The 16,190-nt window shown below is 56.0% G+C and carries 14 protein-coding genes; 12 read left to right on the top strand and 2 right to left on the bottom strand.

Annotated features, from left to right (window positions below):
• Genes HWX89_RS07125 through HWX89_RS07110 form a run of 4 tightly spaced genes read left to right on the top strand, consistent with a single transcriptional unit; the run spans position 1 to position 4,507 of the window.
• Entirely contained in the window at positions 1-1,083 is a 1,083-nt protein-coding gene (locus HWX89_RS07125; protein ID WP_138792178.1) for an ABC transporter ATP-binding protein, read from the top strand.
• Positions 1,080-2,063, top strand: coding sequence for an NAD-dependent epimerase/dehydratase family protein (locus tag HWX89_RS07120; protein ID WP_138792179.1), 984 nt, complete (start codon positions 1,080-1,082; stop codon positions 2,061-2,063). Before HWX89_RS07125 ends, HWX89_RS07120 begins: the two co-directional genes overlap by 4 nt.
• On the top strand, positions 2,060-3,742 hold the full coding sequence (locus HWX89_RS07115) for an SMP-30/gluconolactonase/LRE family protein (protein WP_138792180.1): 1,683 nt from the start codon (positions 2,060-2,062) through the stop codon (positions 3,740-3,742). The genes HWX89_RS07120 and HWX89_RS07115 overlap by 4 nt, the downstream gene beginning before the upstream one ends.
• A gap of 3 nt (positions 3,743-3,745) precedes the next feature.
• Positions 3,746-4,507 (top strand): SDR family NAD(P)-dependent oxidoreductase, encoded by a 762-nt coding sequence (locus tag HWX89_RS07110; RefSeq protein WP_138792181.1) that lies wholly within the window; start codon positions 3,746-3,748, stop codon positions 4,505-4,507.
• Between the two features lie 53 nt (positions 4,508-4,560).
• Here HWX89_RS07110 and amyA read toward each other — a convergent pair whose 3' ends face one another.
• The gene (gene amyA, locus HWX89_RS07105) at positions 4,561-6,045 is read right to left on the bottom strand and encodes an alpha-amylase (RefSeq protein ID WP_138792182.1); all 1,485 of its coding nucleotides are present in this window, start codon (positions 6,043-6,045) and stop codon (positions 4,561-4,563) included.
• Between the two features lie 187 nt (positions 6,046-6,232).
• On the opposite strand from amyA, the gene HWX89_RS07100 reads away from it, so the two are divergent.
• From HWX89_RS07100 to HWX89_RS07085, 4 genes are all read left to right on the top strand, one after another.
• Entirely contained in the window at positions 6,233-6,703 is a 471-nt protein-coding gene (locus tag HWX89_RS07100; protein WP_138792183.1) for a YciE/YciF ferroxidase family protein, read from the top strand.
• A 194-nt stretch (positions 6,704-6,897) separates the two neighbouring features.
• On the top strand, positions 6,898-9,108 hold the full coding sequence (locus HWX89_RS07095; RefSeq protein ID WP_138792184.1) for an ATP-binding protein: 2,211 nt from the start codon (positions 6,898-6,900) through the stop codon (positions 9,106-9,108).
• Positions 9,101-9,556, top strand: a complete 456-nt coding sequence (locus HWX89_RS07090; RefSeq protein ID WP_138792185.1) for a response regulator — start codon at positions 9,101-9,103, stop codon at positions 9,554-9,556. Before HWX89_RS07095 ends, HWX89_RS07090 begins: the two co-directional genes overlap by 8 nt.
• A 34-nt stretch (positions 9,557-9,590) precedes the next feature.
• Positions 9,591-10,559, top strand: coding sequence for a sensor histidine kinase (locus HWX89_RS07085; RefSeq protein WP_246705100.1), 969 nt, complete (start codon positions 9,591-9,593; stop codon positions 10,557-10,559).
• A gap of 49 nt (positions 10,560-10,608) precedes the next feature.
• Here HWX89_RS07085 and HWX89_RS07080 read toward each other — a convergent pair whose 3' ends face one another.
• The gene (locus tag HWX89_RS07080) at positions 10,609-10,983 is read right to left on the bottom strand and encodes a response regulator (RefSeq protein WP_138792186.1); all 375 of its coding nucleotides are present in this window, start codon (positions 10,981-10,983) and stop codon (positions 10,609-10,611) included.
• Between the two features lie 223 nt (positions 10,984-11,206).
• Between HWX89_RS07080 and HWX89_RS07075 the strand changes: the two genes are divergently transcribed.
• The 4 genes from HWX89_RS07075 to aspT all read left to right on the top strand — a co-directional run bounded on the left by HWX89_RS07075 (position 11,207) and on the right by aspT (position 16,178).
• Positions 11,207-12,661, top strand: coding sequence for a sensor histidine kinase (locus HWX89_RS07075; RefSeq protein ID WP_138792276.1), 1,455 nt, complete (start codon positions 11,207-11,209; stop codon positions 12,659-12,661).
• On the top strand, positions 12,658-13,095 hold the full coding sequence (locus tag HWX89_RS07070) for a response regulator (protein WP_138792187.1): 438 nt from the start codon (positions 12,658-12,660) through the stop codon (positions 13,093-13,095). Before HWX89_RS07075 ends, HWX89_RS07070 begins: the two co-directional genes overlap by 4 nt.
• A gap of 4 nt (positions 13,096-13,099) precedes the next feature.
• Complete coding sequence (locus HWX89_RS07065) at positions 13,100-14,140, top strand: sensor histidine kinase (protein ID WP_138792188.1); 1,041 nt, start codon at positions 13,100-13,102, stop codon at positions 14,138-14,140.
• Between the two features lie 352 nt (positions 14,141-14,492).
• The gene (gene aspT, locus HWX89_RS07060; protein ID WP_138792189.1) at positions 14,493-16,178 is read left to right on the top strand and encodes an aspartate-alanine antiporter; all 1,686 of its coding nucleotides are present in this window, start codon (positions 14,493-14,495) and stop codon (positions 16,176-16,178) included.
• The last annotated feature ends 12 nt before the right edge of the window (positions 16,179-16,190 follow it).

Raw genomic sequence — 16,190 nt, 5'->3', positions numbered from 1 at the left:
ATGGCCAATATTTCCATTCGCAATGTCAGCAAATCCTATGGTGCGCTCAACGTGCTCCAGCCGTTTTCTCTGGAGATCGAGAACGGCGAGTTCGTTGTCCTTGTTGGTCCCTCCGGTTGCGGCAAATCGACGATGCTGAAAATCCTGGCAGGTCTGGAACCTGCCAGTGAAGGCCAGATTTTTATCGGTGACCGCGAGGTGACGGATCTCGCACCGGGAGACCGGGACATCGCCATGGTCTTCCAGAACTACGCGCTTTATCCGCACCTGACGGTCCGCCAGAACATCGGCTTCGGGCTGAAAATGCGCGGCACTGATCGGGGGGAGATCGATCGGCGGGTGGATGAAGCGGCGCGCATTCTCGAGGTCACCCCTTATCTCGACCGCAAGCCGAAGGACCTGTCGGGCGGTCAGCGTCAGCGCGTGGCACTCGGACGTGCGATTGTTCGCCAGCCGCAAGCCTTTTTGATGGACGAGCCGCTATCGAACCTTGATGCCAAGCTGCGTGTCCACATGCGCGCCGAAATCGGTGCTCTGCACAAGCGCATCGGTGTGACCACCGTTTATGTCACGCATGATCAGGTTGAGGCCATGACAATGGCAGATCGCGTTGTCATCATGCAGGGCGGCGTTATCCAGCAGATTGCTGCACCCGACGAGCTGTTCAATAACCCCGCGAACCTGTTCGTTGCCGGTTTCATCGGTTCTCCCGGCATGAATTTTCTCAACGCAGATTTGCGCGATGGCAAGTTGACTGCATTCGGGCAACAGATTTCCCTGCCACGCGCGACGGATCGGCAGGGACCCGTTGTTGTCGGGTTGCGTCCCGAACATCTTGTTCTCGGGGAGGCTCCGGTGACGTTTGGGGTGCGTCCGACATTGATTGAAAGCCTTGGTTCGGAAAAATACGTTTATTTCGATGCTGAAGGCGCCAGGATTGCGCAAGGTGAAGAGGACAAATCGAAGGGGCTGATTGCACGCGTTTCACATACTGGCAGCCTTCCTAAAGACGAGGAGATCCGGCTCGGTTTCGATCCAGCCCAGCTTTATCTCTTCGATGCAACTACGGGTGAACGGCTATGATCCTTGTAACTGGATCAGCAGGGCGCGTTGGGCGCGCTGTTGTGGCAGCCTTGCGCGCTCAGGCTCGGTCGGTTCGTGGCTTTGATCTGCGACCCTCTGATACAGGCGGCGAAGAGGTCGTCGGTTCGCTGGAAGATGCCGGTGCGCTAACAAAGGCCATGGCGGGCGTAACGGATGTCCTGCATCTCGGCGCCTTCATGTCCTGGGTACCAGCAGACCGCGACCGTATGTTTTCGGTCAATGTCGATGGCACACGCCGCCTGCTGGATGCTGCCTCGGCAGCCGGGGTCAAGCGGTTTGTGTTTGCATCCTCGGGTGAGGTCTACCCGGAAAACCGGCCGGAATATTTGCCCGTTACCGAGGAACATCCACTCAATCCAAGTTCGCCTTATGGACTGACCAAGCTGCTCGGCGAAGAACTCGTCCGCTTTCACCAAAGAACCGGATCGATGGAAACGGTGATCTTGCGCTTCTCGCATACGCAGGATGCAGCGGAATTGCTGGATGAGAACAGTTTCTTCTCCGGTCCGCGCTTTTTCCTCGCTCCCCGAATTCGCCAGCAGCAGACCTTTGGTAATCTTGCGGCTGTCGAGGCCATGCGAACGAAAGACATTGGTGCACCTGCCCATGTGCTTGCACGCAATGAAAACGGTCGGCCATTCCAGATGCATATCACCGATACCCGTGACATGGTGGCGGGCATTCTTCTGGCTCTCGATCACCCTAACGCGGCGGGCGGCATTTTCAATCTCGGGGCCGACAACCCTGTGGATTTTTCGGAATTGTTGCCCCGCATGGCGGCATTGACTGGCTTACCCATCGTGACAGTCGATTTTCCCGACGCTGGCGTCTATTACCACACATCGAACGAGCGGATCAGAAACACCCTGGGGTTTGAAGCGGAATGGACGATGGACCGGATGCTGGACGAGGCGGCGGCCGCAAGGCAAAAACGCCTGGCGATGGAGCAGACGCGATGAAACCCGAGACACCCGGCGGCACTGCGGCGCTGGCCAAGGGGTTGACGCTTCTCGATATGGTGGCGGACGCTCCGGAGCCGCCCCGTTTTGCGGAGCTTCTGCGTGCCTCCGGTCTGCCGAAGCCGACCTTCGCCCGTATACTTCGAACATTGATTGCCTATGGTCTCGTGCGGCAGGACGAGGCGCGCGGCACGTATGTTCTTGGACAGCGATTCCTTGAGATGTCGCACAAGGTCTGGGAAAGTTTTGATCTGGTGTCTGCGGCAACGCCTGAGCTCGAGCGGCTGGCCGCAGAGCTCGGCGAAACCGTGGCTTTGTGTCGGCTTGACGGCGTCATGGCCCTTTATCTGGCGGAACGCTCGCCAAATGGACTGTCCGTACGCGTCGAGGTTGGCCGTCGTGTTCCATTGCACTGCACGGCACCCGGCAAGGCGCTACTCGCCTTTCAGGACCCTGCAGTCGGCCGTTCCCTGGTAGACCGCCTGACACTTGACCTCCAGACAGCCCAGACAATTACGACCATCGAAGCGTTGCAGGCCGATCTGACGCTGACCCGGGCGCGTGGCTATTCGATTTCTTATGAGGAGCATCTGCCTGGCGTGAATTCGGTCGCTGCACCCGTGATGGGACGCGACAACACGCCAATAGGTGTTCTCGTGGCGCTCGGGCCGTCCTCCCGTCTGGAGGCGTCCAATATTCACCCGGCTGGACGGGAATTGATCGCTGCCGCAAGGCGCATCACCGGTGCTGCGGGTGCTGTTGCCATCAGTTCTCGCCCGCGTCCGCGCTCTGCTGTCAGCCGCCCAACCGCCGATTTGAGCTGCATCTTGCCATGGGGCGCGCAACTGGGTGAAAGCCCTGTCTGGCATGAGGCGGAAAATGCCCTTTATTGGGTGGATATCCTGCACCCGGCCGTCCATCGTTTCGATCCATCGACCGGCCGCAACGAGACGTGCGAAACCGGTAAACTGGTCAGCGCCGTGATCCCCGTGACGGGTGAACGCCTGCTTGTCGCTTCTCAGGATGGATTGGAGTGGCTCGATTTTGCCTCGGGCCGACTGGCACCGTTCGTCAGTCCGGAGGCTTCCATTGCCGATAACCGCCTGAATGACGCCAAATGTGGTCCGGATGGTGCGATCTGGGTTGGCTCCATGCGTATTGACGCATCCAAGCCGACCGGTGCGCTCTATCGCATCAATGCCACAGGTGAATTCGAACGTAAGGAGGGGGGCATTATCGTCTCCAACGGTCTCGGCTGGAGCCCGGATGGTCGCACCTTCTATTTCGTCGATACCGTTCCGGGTCTGATCCACGCCTATGATTGCGATCCACAGACCGGCGCGCTTTCTTCGCATCGTGAATTTGCCCGAATTTCCGTTGCCGATGGACGACCCGACGGTCTCGCTGTCGACGCAGAAGGTGGCGTATGGTGCGCAATCTGGGACGGCTGGTGCGTGCGTCGTTATCTGCCGAACGGCAAGCTGGATCAGGTCATAGAGTTGCCGGTGCCGCGACCGACCAGTGTTGCGTTTGGTGGTCCGGATCTCTCTACACTGTTCATCACCAGCGCCCGGACGCGCCTGCCGGCGTCAACGCTTGCGGATGCGCCACTTTCCGGCGGTCTGTTTTCCTGTCGTCCCGGTGTGTCCGGAGCACGTATTTCACTGTTTGAAGGATAAGCGATGCGCCTCGAAACTGTTTTCGGCCTCAAGGGCCGTACGGCGCTGGTTACCGGTTCCAGCCGCGGTATTGGTGCTGCAATCGCCGAGGGACTGGCTGGGGCAGGCGCCCATGTCATCCTGCATGGCATGAAAACCGGCGGTGCGGCGACGGTCCGGCAGCGTATCATCGACAATGGCGGTACTGCGGACGAACTGGTGAGTGACCTGTCGGAGCCGGGAGCCGGCCGCAATCTGATTGAAAGTGCAGAGGCGATCGCGCCTGTCGATATTCTCGTCATCAACGCGAGCGCCCAGATCAATGCAGTGCTTGAGGATCTCACACTGGAAGATCTCTCATGTCAGCTTGCCGTCAATCTGGGTTCCACTGTGGACATGTTGCAATCTGCCCTGCCACGCATGGCGGCGCGAAAGTGGGGCAGGGTGGTGTCGATCGGCTCCATCAACCAGCTTCGGCCTAAGGGCATTGTCACCGCCTATGCCGCGACCAAGGCCGCCCAGCATAACATCATCCAGAGCCAGGCCCGTGACTACGCCAAGGACAATGTTCTCCTCAACACGCTTGCGCCCGGCTTGGTCGATACTGACCGCAATGCCGGTCGGCGTGATGCCGATCCGGAAGCTTGGGCAGACTATGTGCGAACGCTCAATTGGATGGGGCGTGCAGGCCAGCCGGACGAGATGGTCGGAGCCGCCATCTTTCTCTCGTCGCAAGCCTGCAGTTTCATGACCGGTGAAAGCATCTTTCTGAGCGGTGGGTACTGAGTACGTCAGAGATTGCCTCTTCGAGGCATGAACCGCCCGTGCGGCCAGTCCGATCAGGTGTCGGTGCGAACCCAGACGCTCACGCTACCCCCCTTGACCGGGAAAGCTGCTTTGCCGTCGTCACCCACTGTTATCTCGTCATCGCAATGTCCCAGGAAATCACGGAAAGTCTTTCCGGCAAAGTCTGCTCCGAGGTCGGCCGATTTTTCACCTGCCTCACCATTGGAAAGAACAACGACGCAGCCCGGCTGCTCGGCCGTGCCGTGGCGGATGAAGCCAATACAGGTTGGATCATCGAGTAAATCGGTCTGGGCGCCATGTGCAAAGCGGCTGCGTGCCTCGATCAGTTTCGGCAAACTATCGATCACTGGCATCTCGATGTCGTGCTCGTTGCCGTCATCTCCGAAATCCCGATAGGATGCGCCGTAAAGGTCGGGGTAAAAGACACACGGCACACCCTGCTCGCGCAGCAAAATCAGTGCGTAGGCGAGAGGTTTGAACCAGGGCTCGACAGACGCCTCCAGTGATTGCAACGGTTGAGTATCATGATTGTCCACCAGTGTGACGGCATGGCCGGGCATTGAGTCAACGAGTGAACCATCAAAGATCGTGCGCATGTCAAAGTCTGCCCCCTGCTTTGAGGCGTCGTGGAAATTGAAGTGAAGGGCCACGTCGAAGAGCATCAACTGCTTGTCGACCAGTTCCAGATAGGAACCGAGTGCTGCCATATCGGGGTGCCAGTATTCGGCGACGACGAAGAGTTCAGGGTCGACGTTCTCCCGCATGTGTCCGACCCAGTCGCGAAAGAACCAGGCGGGGATGTGCTTTGCGGCATCGAGACGAAATCCGCCCACGGGAACCTGTTCACTCAGCCACCGGCCCCAATATTTGAGTTCCTCGTAAACGGCGTTGTTACGAAACTCGACATCGGCACCCATCAGATAGTCGAAGTTGCCGAGTTCTTCGTCCACTTCCTCGTTCCATTGCCCGTCGCCATACTCATTGACAAGCTTGAAAACGCCGCTCTTGTCAGGCTGTTCGATGACATCCACACCACTGAAACATTGCTTGTCCCAGATGAATTTCGAGTGTTGCCCCTTCCGTCCGGGAAACGTGAAACGCGTATAGGCAAGCGCCTTGAATTCTTCATCGTCGATCTCAGTCCGGTCTTCGGCATTGACGCGTCGAACCTTGACGCTTTCCTTTTCGTCAGCGCCCATCTTGTGATTGAAAACGACATCGTGGAGGACGCGAAGGCCGCTCGTCTGAAGCGAACGGCAGGCTTTTTCAAAGGATGACCGATCGCCGTATTTTGTTGCGACGGCGCCCTTTTGATCGAATTCACCGAGATCGAAGAGATCGTAGGTATCATAACCGACAGAGGAGACGCCGCTGGCACCCTTGTAGGCGGGCGGCAACCAGACATCGGTTATTCCAAGGTTCGCCAGATCATCCGCTCGCTCTGCAACCTCCTTCCAAAGTTTTCCGTCTGCCGGCGTGTACCAATGGAAGAATTGCAGAAGAGTGCGTGGCGACATCGGCTACCCCTGTTGATGATGGCGCCTATTAACGGTCGCAGGCGCAATTGGTTTCGTGCCGGCGTCGTGTACCCTTGAGATAGTTTGCGCAATACGGCGGCCATGTGTCTGTCCGGTTTCGCGGTGGCGTCGGAACGAACACGCAGACGTGTTCGTTTATCAACGCCAACAACAAGGGAACACGGTTATGGAAACACTCGCAGAATTATTCGAACACACCCTCAAGGACGTTTATTACGCCGAAAACGCTATCGTTAAAGCGCTACCCAAGGTTTCGAAAGCAGTTAAGAACGCGGAATTCAGGAAAGCGATTGACCACCATCTTGACGAGACCAAAGGCCAGATCAAGACACTCGACAAGGTCTTCAAGACAATTGGCGTGAAACCCGAAGCCGTCAAATGCGATGCCACCGATGGCTTGATAAAAGAAACCGAAGGTCTGATCGATGAAGGAAAAGGCGTTGCGCTTGACGCAGGTCTCCTGGCTGCCTGTCAGGCGGTCGAGCATTACGAGATCGCGCGCTATGGCTCACTTCGGGAGTGGGCAAAAGTCCTTGGTAACGAAGAGGCGCACGTCTTCTTGAGCGAAATTCTCGATCAGGAAAAGGCTGCCAACAGCAAGATGACCAATCTCGCCGTAACTGCGATCAACAAGTGAGTTGCAGATTGATCCTGGAGTCCGGGGTGCCACCGCATGCGCCCCGGTATCTCATTTTGCAATCGGTGGATCGAAGGGCCGTTTGCGTATTTTATGCGCAGCACGCGTTTACATCTTTGCAAGAATGACTAGGCTGGTGACATCATTTTGAGCAGATCGGTCGATCTTTCGCACACAAGTGGCTGGAGAGAGTTATGAGTTCAGCTACGCCGAAACTGGACAGTTGCGGCGCCGAGCCCATCCACATACCCGGTGCGATCCAACAGCATGGTGCACTCCTGGTGCTTTCTGCACGCAGTCTCAGCATTGTGCAGGCAAGCGATAACCTGACGGATTATGTGGATGATCGAGCAACCGTCGGCAGCACAGCCAAAGCTACGGTTTTTCCCTTCATCGATGCCTTATCCGATTGGTATTCGAGTGACGAGAGCAATTTTCGATATGTCTGGGCCGACAAAAACCTTGATGTTGCAGCCCATCGATCTGCCGGTTTCATCGTTGTTGAGTTTGAAAAAACGAGGCAGAGCGAACCGGCTGAAACCTTGATGGCTGAGCTGACAAGGTTCGCTCAATATCTGAATGGCGTACCGGCGTTGAACGATGCATTGTCACGTGCAGCCGAGTTGGTGTCTGCAATAAGCGGATATGATCGCACTCTGATTTATGAGTTTGGAGGGGACTGGAGCGGTCACGTTGTGGCCGAAGCGGGAAATGGCGCTCTACCGTCTTATTTCGGGCTGCGTTTTCCGGCCGGCGATATCCCGCCACAAGCCAGGCAGCTTTACACGATCAATCGCCTTCGCATGATCCCGGATGTCGACTACGCGCCTGTCCCGATCAGCCCGGCCATCAATTCTGAAACAGGAACTGTCCTCGATATGAGCTTTGCGCAATTGCGCAGCGTATCGCCCATCCATCTGGAATATATGCGCAATATGGGCACGGCAGCATCGATGTCCGTTTCCATTATCATCAACGGTCGATTGTGGGGACTGATCGCCTGCCACAATGCAGCATCTCACTATGTCTCTCTGGCGGTTCGTGAAGCATGCGATTTCGTAGCTCAGCTTCTGTCAATGCGGATCGCAATGGAGCGCAGTGCCAAGGAGGCCTCGCGGCGGGTAGAGCTCAGTATTGTCCAAGGCCGTCTTTTAAGTCGGATGGCGGCAGCACAGAGATGGGCGGATGGGCTCCTTCCAGATGACGGCAACAATGATGACCTGTTGAAACAGGTGGGAGCCGAGGGAGCGGCATTGATCGTTGGTGATGAGTGTCATCTTGTCGGCCAAACCCCTTTGAGACAGGATGTCGAGGCGCTTGCCGAATGGCTTGGGGAGCAGGACATTACCGATGTGTTCGCAACGGAAAGCCTCGTCGGAGTTTATGCGAATGCTGAAGCCTATTCTTCTGTTGCGAGTGGAGCAATTGCCACCCGTCTCTCAGAACTACACGATAGTTGGCTGATCTGGTTTCGTCCGGAAGTCATCAAAACTGTTCAATGGGGGGGTAATCCCCATAAGACCGTGCAGGAGAGTGGCCGCATCCATCCCCGGAAATCCTTTGAAATCTGGAAGGAACAGGTTCGCAATACCGCCCTCCCGTGGTCTGAAGCCGAAATCGCAGCCGCGCGGGACCTCCGCAGCGCGATCATTGGTATCGTTTTGCGTAAAGCCGAAGAAATGGCTGATCTGACGAGAGAATTGCAGCGAACCAACAAAGAGCTCGAAGCTTTTTCCTATTCTGTTTCACACGATTTACGGGCGCCTTTCCGGCACATCGTTGGTTTTGCGCAGTTGTTACGTGAGCGCAGCAACGCCTTGGACGAGAAGTCTCTGCATTATTTGCAGATGATTTCCGAGGCAGCCCTCAGTGCGGGGCGACTGGTGGATGACCTGCTGAACTTTTCGCAGCTTGGACGCACTCAGATCAGTATGAAGCCGGTCGACATGCAGAAGCTGGTAAGCGAGGTGCGCCGCACGATTGCGCCAAGCGTGGCCGACCGTGATATCGAGTGGCAGATCGGTGAATTGCCGGTCACGCTTGGCGATCCGACACTTCTACGGCAGGTCTGGTACAATCTCATCGACAACGCCATCAAATATTCACGTCGCGAGCCAGTTTCGGTTGTCCGCGTTTCGGCGGTTGAAACCGAAAGCACTGTGACCTATTCGGTAACAGACAATGGCGTCGGCTTCGATATGGCCTATTCCGGAAAGCTCTTCGGTGTCTTTCAGAGGCTCCAGCGCGTTGAGGATTTTGAGGGCACCGGCATCGGGCTTGCGCTGGTGCGGCGGATCGTGGAACGTCATCGCGGCTCGGTCGACGCGGAGGGAACTCTCGGGGAAGGAGCGACGTTCTCCTTCACATTGCCGATCACGAAAATTGAAGAGGAAGACATTGCCTGAACTCAGACCTATTTTGCTTGTCGAGGATAATCCGCGCGATCTCGAACTGACGCTGACCGCGCTTGAAAAGTGCCAATTGGCAAACGAGGTTGTGGTCGCCCGTGACGGGGCAGAAGCGCTTGATTATCTCAATCTCACAGGTGCCCATCACAATCGGCCTGCAGGTGACCCTGCTGTCGTGCTTCTCGATCTAAAATTACCGAAAGTGGACGGTCTTGAAGTTCTGCAGTCGGTCAAGGGCAGCGATCAGCTACGGCACATTCCTGTCGTGATGTTGACTTCTTCTCGCGAAGAGCAGGATCTCGTGAAAAGCTACGAGTTGGGCGTCAATGCGTTTGTCGTCAAACCGGTTGAGTTCAATCAATTCTTCAAGGCTATTCAGGATCTTGGTGTCTTCTGGGCTCTCTTGAACGAACCGCCGCCGGGTGCTCGCCGTAATGATGGATGAACGGATGTTGCCGAACGGCGCTTGTGAGCTTCTTATGCTTGAAGACAGTTCCGTCGATGCAGAACTGATTGAAGAGCAGCTTTCACGCATTTCTCCGCGGCCTGTGATTACCCGCGCCGTGGGAAAAGTGTCTTTCATCGAGGCGCTGGAAACAAGGCGCTTCGATATTATCCTGGCCGATTTTTCCCTGCCGGATTTCGATGGGATGGCAGCACTCGATATTGCGTCGCAAATGATGCCTGACGTGCCGTTTATTTTTGTATCGGGCGTTTTGGGGGAAGATGCTGCGATCGAGGCGTTCCGCAGAGGTGCCACGGATTACGTTCTCAAACAGAGACTGGTCCGACTGTCATCTGCCGTCGAACGTGCCCTGGCGGAAGCCCGCGAGCGGCAGGAGAGGAAACGGGCCGAGTTGCACAAGGAGCTGCTCGTTCGCGAGCTTAGCCACCGCGTCAAAAATACCATGGCGATGGTGATTTCCATTATCCGTAGGACTGCAAAGGGCAGCACCTCAATTGAGGACTACCAAGCAAGGCTAGTCTCTAGGGTCAGTGCACTTGCGGGAAGCCATGCGCTGCTGTTTCAAAGCAATTGGGGGGAGACGGATCTCGGCGACGTGGTGCGGCGGGCGATTGAACCTCATAATACCTTTGCCAGCAGGGTTCATCTGGATGGTCCCGATGGGGTCTATGTTCCCCCAAAATCGGCTTTGTCACTCGGCATGATCCTGCATGAACTCGTAACAAACGCTCAGAAATACGGCTCGCTCTCCGGCGCCCAAGGAAAGGTCGATGTGACCTGGGAAAAAGTCGGCAAGGCCGACGACGCACGCGTTGCGCTTCGGTGGTGCGAGAGCGGCGGACCGCCCGTCAGTGCGCCGCAAGATGCTGGTTTCGGGACCACGTTGATAACACAGGGCGCCGAATACGAGCTCCATGCGGAAAGCGAAATCCGCTATGAAAACACCGGTCTAAAGTACCGTGTCGTTTTTCCGTTGAACTGATGGGCGCTTAAAGCGCCCATTGTTCAGATGCGCATAGAGGTTTTCGGGTTTAGCTTGCCAAAGCAAACTCGCGTGCCAGAACACCGGAAAGATTTGTGAAGTCGCATGGCTTGGATACAATTGTCAGGCCACCCAGCTGGGAGCGTACGCCGGGAATTTCTGCGTAACCGCTGCAGACAACAAAGGGAATGTTTGCGGCTTTCAATTCGTCGATCACCGGAAACGACATTTCACCTCGCAGATTGAGGTCAATGACGGCGCCGTCCAGATCCATTTTGTTGATTTGCTCGATTGCAGCCGCGATGTGCGACACAGGACCGACGACGGTCACACCCAGATCCGAGAGAAAATCCTCCATGTCCATCGCCAGAAGGGCATCGTCCTCCAGAACAAGGATTTGTTTTCCTTGAAAGTCATACGTCATAAGTCACCACGTCGCGTATCAATAAAATCATTTTGAAGCTGGCAATGCATCCTCTTTACCAACTGTGCTGAACGCACGTTGGACCAACTGGTTCCAACCTAAAGCAGAAAGAAATCATTCGCTTCGGCGCACGCCATACTCTAGTTTGCGCACTCATTAGCTGCCTACCGGGAATATTGTTACTGTGATTAGTTTTTCGCCGTTTGCTCAGCGAAGCCTGCTGATGCTGGCTGTGGGTGTCGCAATCTTGACTGGCATGGTGGCCATGTCCTTATGGCTGGTTCAGGTCAATAACCAGTATTCCCAGGACACTGCCGAGCTAAGGCGCGTGCGTGCGGCAATTCTCGACACTCTGACCGCGATGCAGGACATCGAAACCGGGCAGAGAGGATATTTGCTGACAAACAACGTCGATTATCTCGGACCTTATGAAGAAGCGTTGAGCCGTTTGCCGCAGCGCCAGTCGCGCTTGCTGGATCTTTTGAAAGACCGCACAGAGTACCAACAGGATCTTTCGAACCTCGACGCTGCCATCAAGAACAAGCTTGCGGAAACACGCGAAACCATCGATCTGCAAAAAACCGGCCGTATGACGGAAGCCGTTGATGTCGTCCGTAACAATGACGGCAAGCGTTTCATGAACGAGATCAGAACGATACTGTCGGAGCTACAAACAAATACGGATGACCGACTGCGTGTCATCGTCGGCGATCAACTCAGCGCAGCCAATACGCTTCGTTGGGTTACAGTGGGTGGAGCTCTTGCGATCCTGGCTGTTGTTGGCGGCTCGATCTTTCTTGTGCTGACTTACATCCGCGCGCTGAACAGGTCGCGCGAGGACGTTGATGAACTCAATCGTCATCTGGAGGAGCGTGTCGAGGAGAGGACACGCGATCTTCGGCGTGCAAACCAGGAAATCCAGCGTTTCGCCTATATTGTTACCCACGATTTGCGTGCTCCGCTCGTCAACATCATGGGCTTCCTCTCTGAGTTCGACACGTCGCTGAAACCGGTGAGCGCATATGTTCTTGCCGACGGTAAACCGCCGACTGCCGAGGTCGTCCGTGAAGCCAGGCTCGCGATTGAAGAGGAACTGCCCGAAGCCATTGGCTTCATCCGGTCTTCAACGCGCAAGATGGATCAGTTGATCAACGCTATCTTGAAGATCTCCCGCGATGGACAGAGAAAACTGCAACCGGAAAAGGTCGACATAGAGACGTTGCTCACCTCCTTGTCGGAGACGGTACGTCACCAGATCACGGCCAATGACGGTGAGATCAGTGTTGAGACGCCAAAGCTCACGGTCTTCACAGATCGGATTTCGCTCGATCAGATACTCGGCAACCTTTTGGACAATGCCGTCAAATATCAGGCGCCGGAACGCCCTCTAAGACTGGTCACGCGCGCCTATCCCGCAGGTCGTGGTGCGATTTGCATTGAGGTGAGCGACAACGGTCGTGGCATTGGCGAGCAGGATCTGGAACGGGTCTTTGAGCTTTTCCGGCGTGCCGGCAGCCAGGATCAGCCTGGTGAAGGGATCGGGCTTGCACATGTTCGCTCGCTAATCAGAAATTTAGGAGGTGACATTAGGGTGGCTTCTGAGCTCGGCAAGGGGAGTACATTTACCCTGCTGCTGCCGAGCGACCTCAGAAGAGTCACGAAAGAAGGCGAACAATGAAGGCTACCGGTCAAGAAGTCACGATTGTGATGATCGAAGACGACGAAGGACATGCGCGTCTGATCGAAAAGAACGTGCGTCGTGCAGGCGTCAATAACGAGATCGTGCCGTTTACGCTCGGCGCAAAGGCACTCGATTACATCCTGGGCGAAAATCGGGATGGCCTTGTCAGCAAAGACCGCTATCTGCTCGTGCTGCTCGACCTCAATCTCCCTGATATGTCCGGCATTCGCATTCTGGAGCAGATCAAGAGCAACGAACACACGCGCCGACTGCCGGTCGTCGTGCTGACCACAACGGACGACGAAACCGAGATTCAGAAGTGTTACGACCTCGGTGCGAATGTATATATCACGAAGCCCGTTGATTATGAGGGCTTTGCCAGTGCAATTAAGAATCTTGGGCTGTTTTTCTCCGTGATTCAGATACCGTGAAGGCATGACAATTTTGCGCGTTTTGTATGTAGATGACGACCCAGCTCTTGTGCGGCTTTCGAGCCGTGTTCTGGGACGTCATGGGATGGACGTCATACATGCCGCTTCCGTGGCTTCGGGGCTCGAATTCTTTGAACGCGAGCCGTTCGATGTCGTTGTTCTCGATCACTATTTCCAGACGACGACCGGTATGGAGTTTCTCGCCGCAATCCGCTCGCACTCGGCGCGCGCACCCGTTCTATATGTCACGGGATCGAATGAGGCGCAGATTGCCATCGATGCCCTCAAGGCCGGTGCCGCCGACTATGTTATCAAAAATGTCGGCGACGATTTTTTCCCGCTTCTGGTCACTGCAATCAATCAGGCGCTGGAAAACCATCGTCTGCGACAGACGAAAGATGAAGCGGATCGCCTGCTCGTGAAGGCAAAAGAGCATGCGGAAATGATGGTCAAGGAGATGAACCATCGCGTCGCAAACAGTCTCTCGCTGGTGTCGGCTATGATCCGCCTCCAGATCAACACGCTCAAGTCTCAGGAAGCTGAGACTGCGTTGTTGGAAACGCAGAGCAGAATAGCGGCGATCGCCGGTGTGCACCGCAGCCTTTACAGCACCGCAAATATCGGCCTCGTTTCCCTGAATGCTTATTTGACGTCGATCATCAGCGATCTTTTCCAGGCCGTACCGGGCTCTTCCGCGGTTACGGTCGAAACGTCGCTCTGTGACGTCAGTCTCAAGGCGGACCATGCCGTCGCACTCGGCGTCATCATCACCGAGTTGCTGACGAATGCGCTGAAATACGCCTATCCCGACCAGGCGGGAACGGTTCGCGTCCAGCTTTCCGAGGATAACCGGCAGTTCGTTCTTGTCGTCGAGGACGACGGAATCGGTTCAAAACCCGGCGCGTCGCCACGTGGCACGGGTCTTGGAACAAAGCTGATCATGGCCATGGCGCAAAATATCAATGCGCGGGTCGAGCAGACACATACGCACCCTGAACTCGGCAAGGGGACACGCTACACGATGACGTGGAGCGACGAGCAGTAAGTCTCACATCGACTTGTAAATACTCTACGCGTTAAAGAATCGTCGGAGCTTTCCCAGTTCTTACCGGGGGCACGTCCGCAGTTGATCCGCTCCGGATGGGTGTCTCTATAGGCATCACCGCAGGGATTTTGCGCGGTGCTCCAGGGTATTTGCGCGACTGAATGAGGGTTTTCCGTCAGCGCGGACGTGTTTCATCAAGTTGGCTGGCGAAGGTAAGTGTTCATTCACATACTTAAATGAAACGTCCATCAAGAGTTGATTAAGCAGAATTCTGGACTAGTATGACGGGAGTTTTTTGAAGGCAATGCAGCATACGCAGTAGGTTCCACTCTCATTTGAGCGCAGGAATTTCATGAGTTATTTGCAAGGTATCTTTCAGCAATCCCCTGAAATCGCTTTATTTTTGGCTTTGGCCGGCGGTTACTGGATCGGGAAATTCCAGTTCGGAAAATTCTCCCTTGGCGGTGTCGCCGGTTCCCTCCTCGTTGCAGTTGCAATCAGTCAGATCGGCATCACGATCGACAATGGCATCAAGGCTGTGCTGTTTGCACTCTTCATCTATGCCGTTGGTTTTGAAAGCGGCCCGCAGTTCTTCCGTTCGCTCGGACGGAAATCCATTCGCGAGATCATCATGGCGGCGGTCATGGCTGTCAGCGGGCTTGTCACGGTCGTGGTGCTGGCCAAGATGTTTTCTCTCGACAAAGGCTTGGCTGCGGGCATTGCGTCCGGCAGCCTCACCCAGTCGGCCATCATCGGCACGGCAAGTTCGGCGATAGGAAAGCTGGGTTTGCCGGCGGACCAGACACAAGCCCTGCAAGCCAACGTCGCCGTCGGTTATGCCGTGACCTACATTTTCGGCTCGTTTGGCGCGATCCTGGTATGCGTCAATATTCTTCCCTGGTTTATGCGCCGCGGAATCCGCGACGATGCCGTGAAAGCGCAGGCCGAAATGCTGGCTGGTGCGCAGGTCTACGGCCCCGGAGAGAGCGCCGCTTTGCCCGAACTCGTCGGTCGATTGTTCGAGGTGCAGGCGGCTGCCGGGCGTACGGTTGCGGATATTGAGGCGCAGGCTTCTGCAGGTCCTGTCGCCATCGAAAAAATCAAACGCAACGGCAAGATTCTTGGTTTCAATCCGGAATTTGCCCTGGAGCGAGGTGACATCTTGCTCGTCGTCGGACGCCGCTCCGGGGTTATCGGTCTTGACGAGGCGATTGGTCCCGAACTGGAAACTTCCGACGGTATGGAAATGGTGGTCGCGACGCGCGACGTTGTGGTCACCGCTTCTGAATTTGCCGGACAGACCGTTTCGCAAATTGTTGAGGCAACGCGCGACTTGCGGCACGGCGTCTTCGTCCTTTCGCTGAAACGTGGCGGCAACGCTGTGACACTTGGCGCCGACACGCGCATTGAATCTGGCGACGTCGTCACTGTTTACGGTTTGCAGGAAGACCTCCAGCGTATTGCCAAACGTGTCGGCCCGGTTCTTGTGCCAAGCGACAAGACCGATTTCGTTTTCCACGGTTTCGGCATTGTCGTGGGCTTGCTGGTCGGCCTTCTGGTTCTGCGCATCGGTTCCATTCCCTTGACGCTTGGCAGTGGTGGCGGTGCGCTTCTCGCAGGCCTCGCTTTTGGGTGGTATCGCAGCCGCAACATGACGCTTGGTAATATGCCAACAGGGGCATCGACGCTTTTGCGCGATCTCGGTCTGGCCGGGTTTGTTGCGGTGGTCGGATTGCAGTCTGGGCAACAGGCCGTCCATACGATCATGGACAGTGGTCTCTCAATCTTCCTCGTCGGTGTCGCCGTCACCATCATTCCGATGTTGATCACCATGGCAGTCGGCCGATACCTGTTGCACTACGACAATGTTGCAATCTTTGCCGGAGCGCTTTCCGGCTCGCGCAGCGCCAATCCTGCTTTCGGTGAGGTGCTTGATAAGGCCGGCAACTCCGTTCCAACAACGCCTTTTGCCATCACTTACGCTCTTGCAAACGTGTTCCTCACCCTGTTGGGGCCGCTCGTCGTCGCCCTCGTCTGACCCAAAGCCATA

The sequence above is a fragment of the Rhizobium sp. RM genome (assembly GCF_013390595.1).
In the GTDB taxonomy this organism is placed as follows: Bacteria; Pseudomonadota; Alphaproteobacteria; order Rhizobiales; family Rhizobiaceae; genus Agrobacterium.
This window is presented reverse-complemented; position numbering and strand designations above follow the sequence as displayed.

Coding starts and splice junctions, on each gene's coding strand:
- HWX89_RS07125 (WP_138792178.1), top strand. CDS start 1: ATGGCCAATATTTCCATTCGCAATGTCAGCAAATCCTATGGTGCGCTC.
- HWX89_RS07120 (WP_138792179.1), top strand. CDS start 1,080: ATGATCCTTGTAACTGGATCAGCAGGGCGCGTTGGGCGCGCTGTTGTG.
- HWX89_RS07115 (WP_138792180.1), top strand. CDS start 2,060: ATGAAACCCGAGACACCCGGCGGCACTGCGGCGCTGGCCAAGGGGTTG.
- HWX89_RS07110 (WP_138792181.1), top strand. CDS start 3,746: ATGCGCCTCGAAACTGTTTTCGGCCTCAAGGGCCGTACGGCGCTGGTT.
- amyA (WP_138792182.1), bottom strand. CDS start 6,045: ATGTCGCCACGCACTCTTCTGCAATTCTTCCATTGGTACACGCCGGCA.
- HWX89_RS07100 (WP_138792183.1), top strand. CDS start 6,233: ATGGAAACACTCGCAGAATTATTCGAACACACCCTCAAGGACGTTTAT.
- HWX89_RS07095 (WP_138792184.1), top strand. CDS start 6,898: ATGAGTTCAGCTACGCCGAAACTGGACAGTTGCGGCGCCGAGCCCATC.
- HWX89_RS07085 (WP_246705100.1), top strand. CDS start 9,591: ATGCTTGAAGACAGTTCCGTCGATGCAGAACTGATTGAAGAGCAGCTT.
- HWX89_RS07080 (WP_138792186.1), bottom strand. CDS start 10,983: ATGACGTATGACTTTCAAGGAAAACAAATCCTTGTTCTGGAGGACGAT.
- HWX89_RS07075 (WP_138792276.1), top strand. CDS start 11,207: ATGCTGGCTGTGGGTGTCGCAATCTTGACTGGCATGGTGGCCATGTCC.
- HWX89_RS07070 (WP_138792187.1), top strand. CDS start 12,658: ATGAAGGCTACCGGTCAAGAAGTCACGATTGTGATGATCGAAGACGAC.
- HWX89_RS07065 (WP_138792188.1), top strand. CDS start 13,100: ATGACAATTTTGCGCGTTTTGTATGTAGATGACGACCCAGCTCTTGTG.
- aspT (WP_138792189.1), top strand. CDS start 14,493: ATGAGTTATTTGCAAGGTATCTTTCAGCAATCCCCTGAAATCGCTTTA.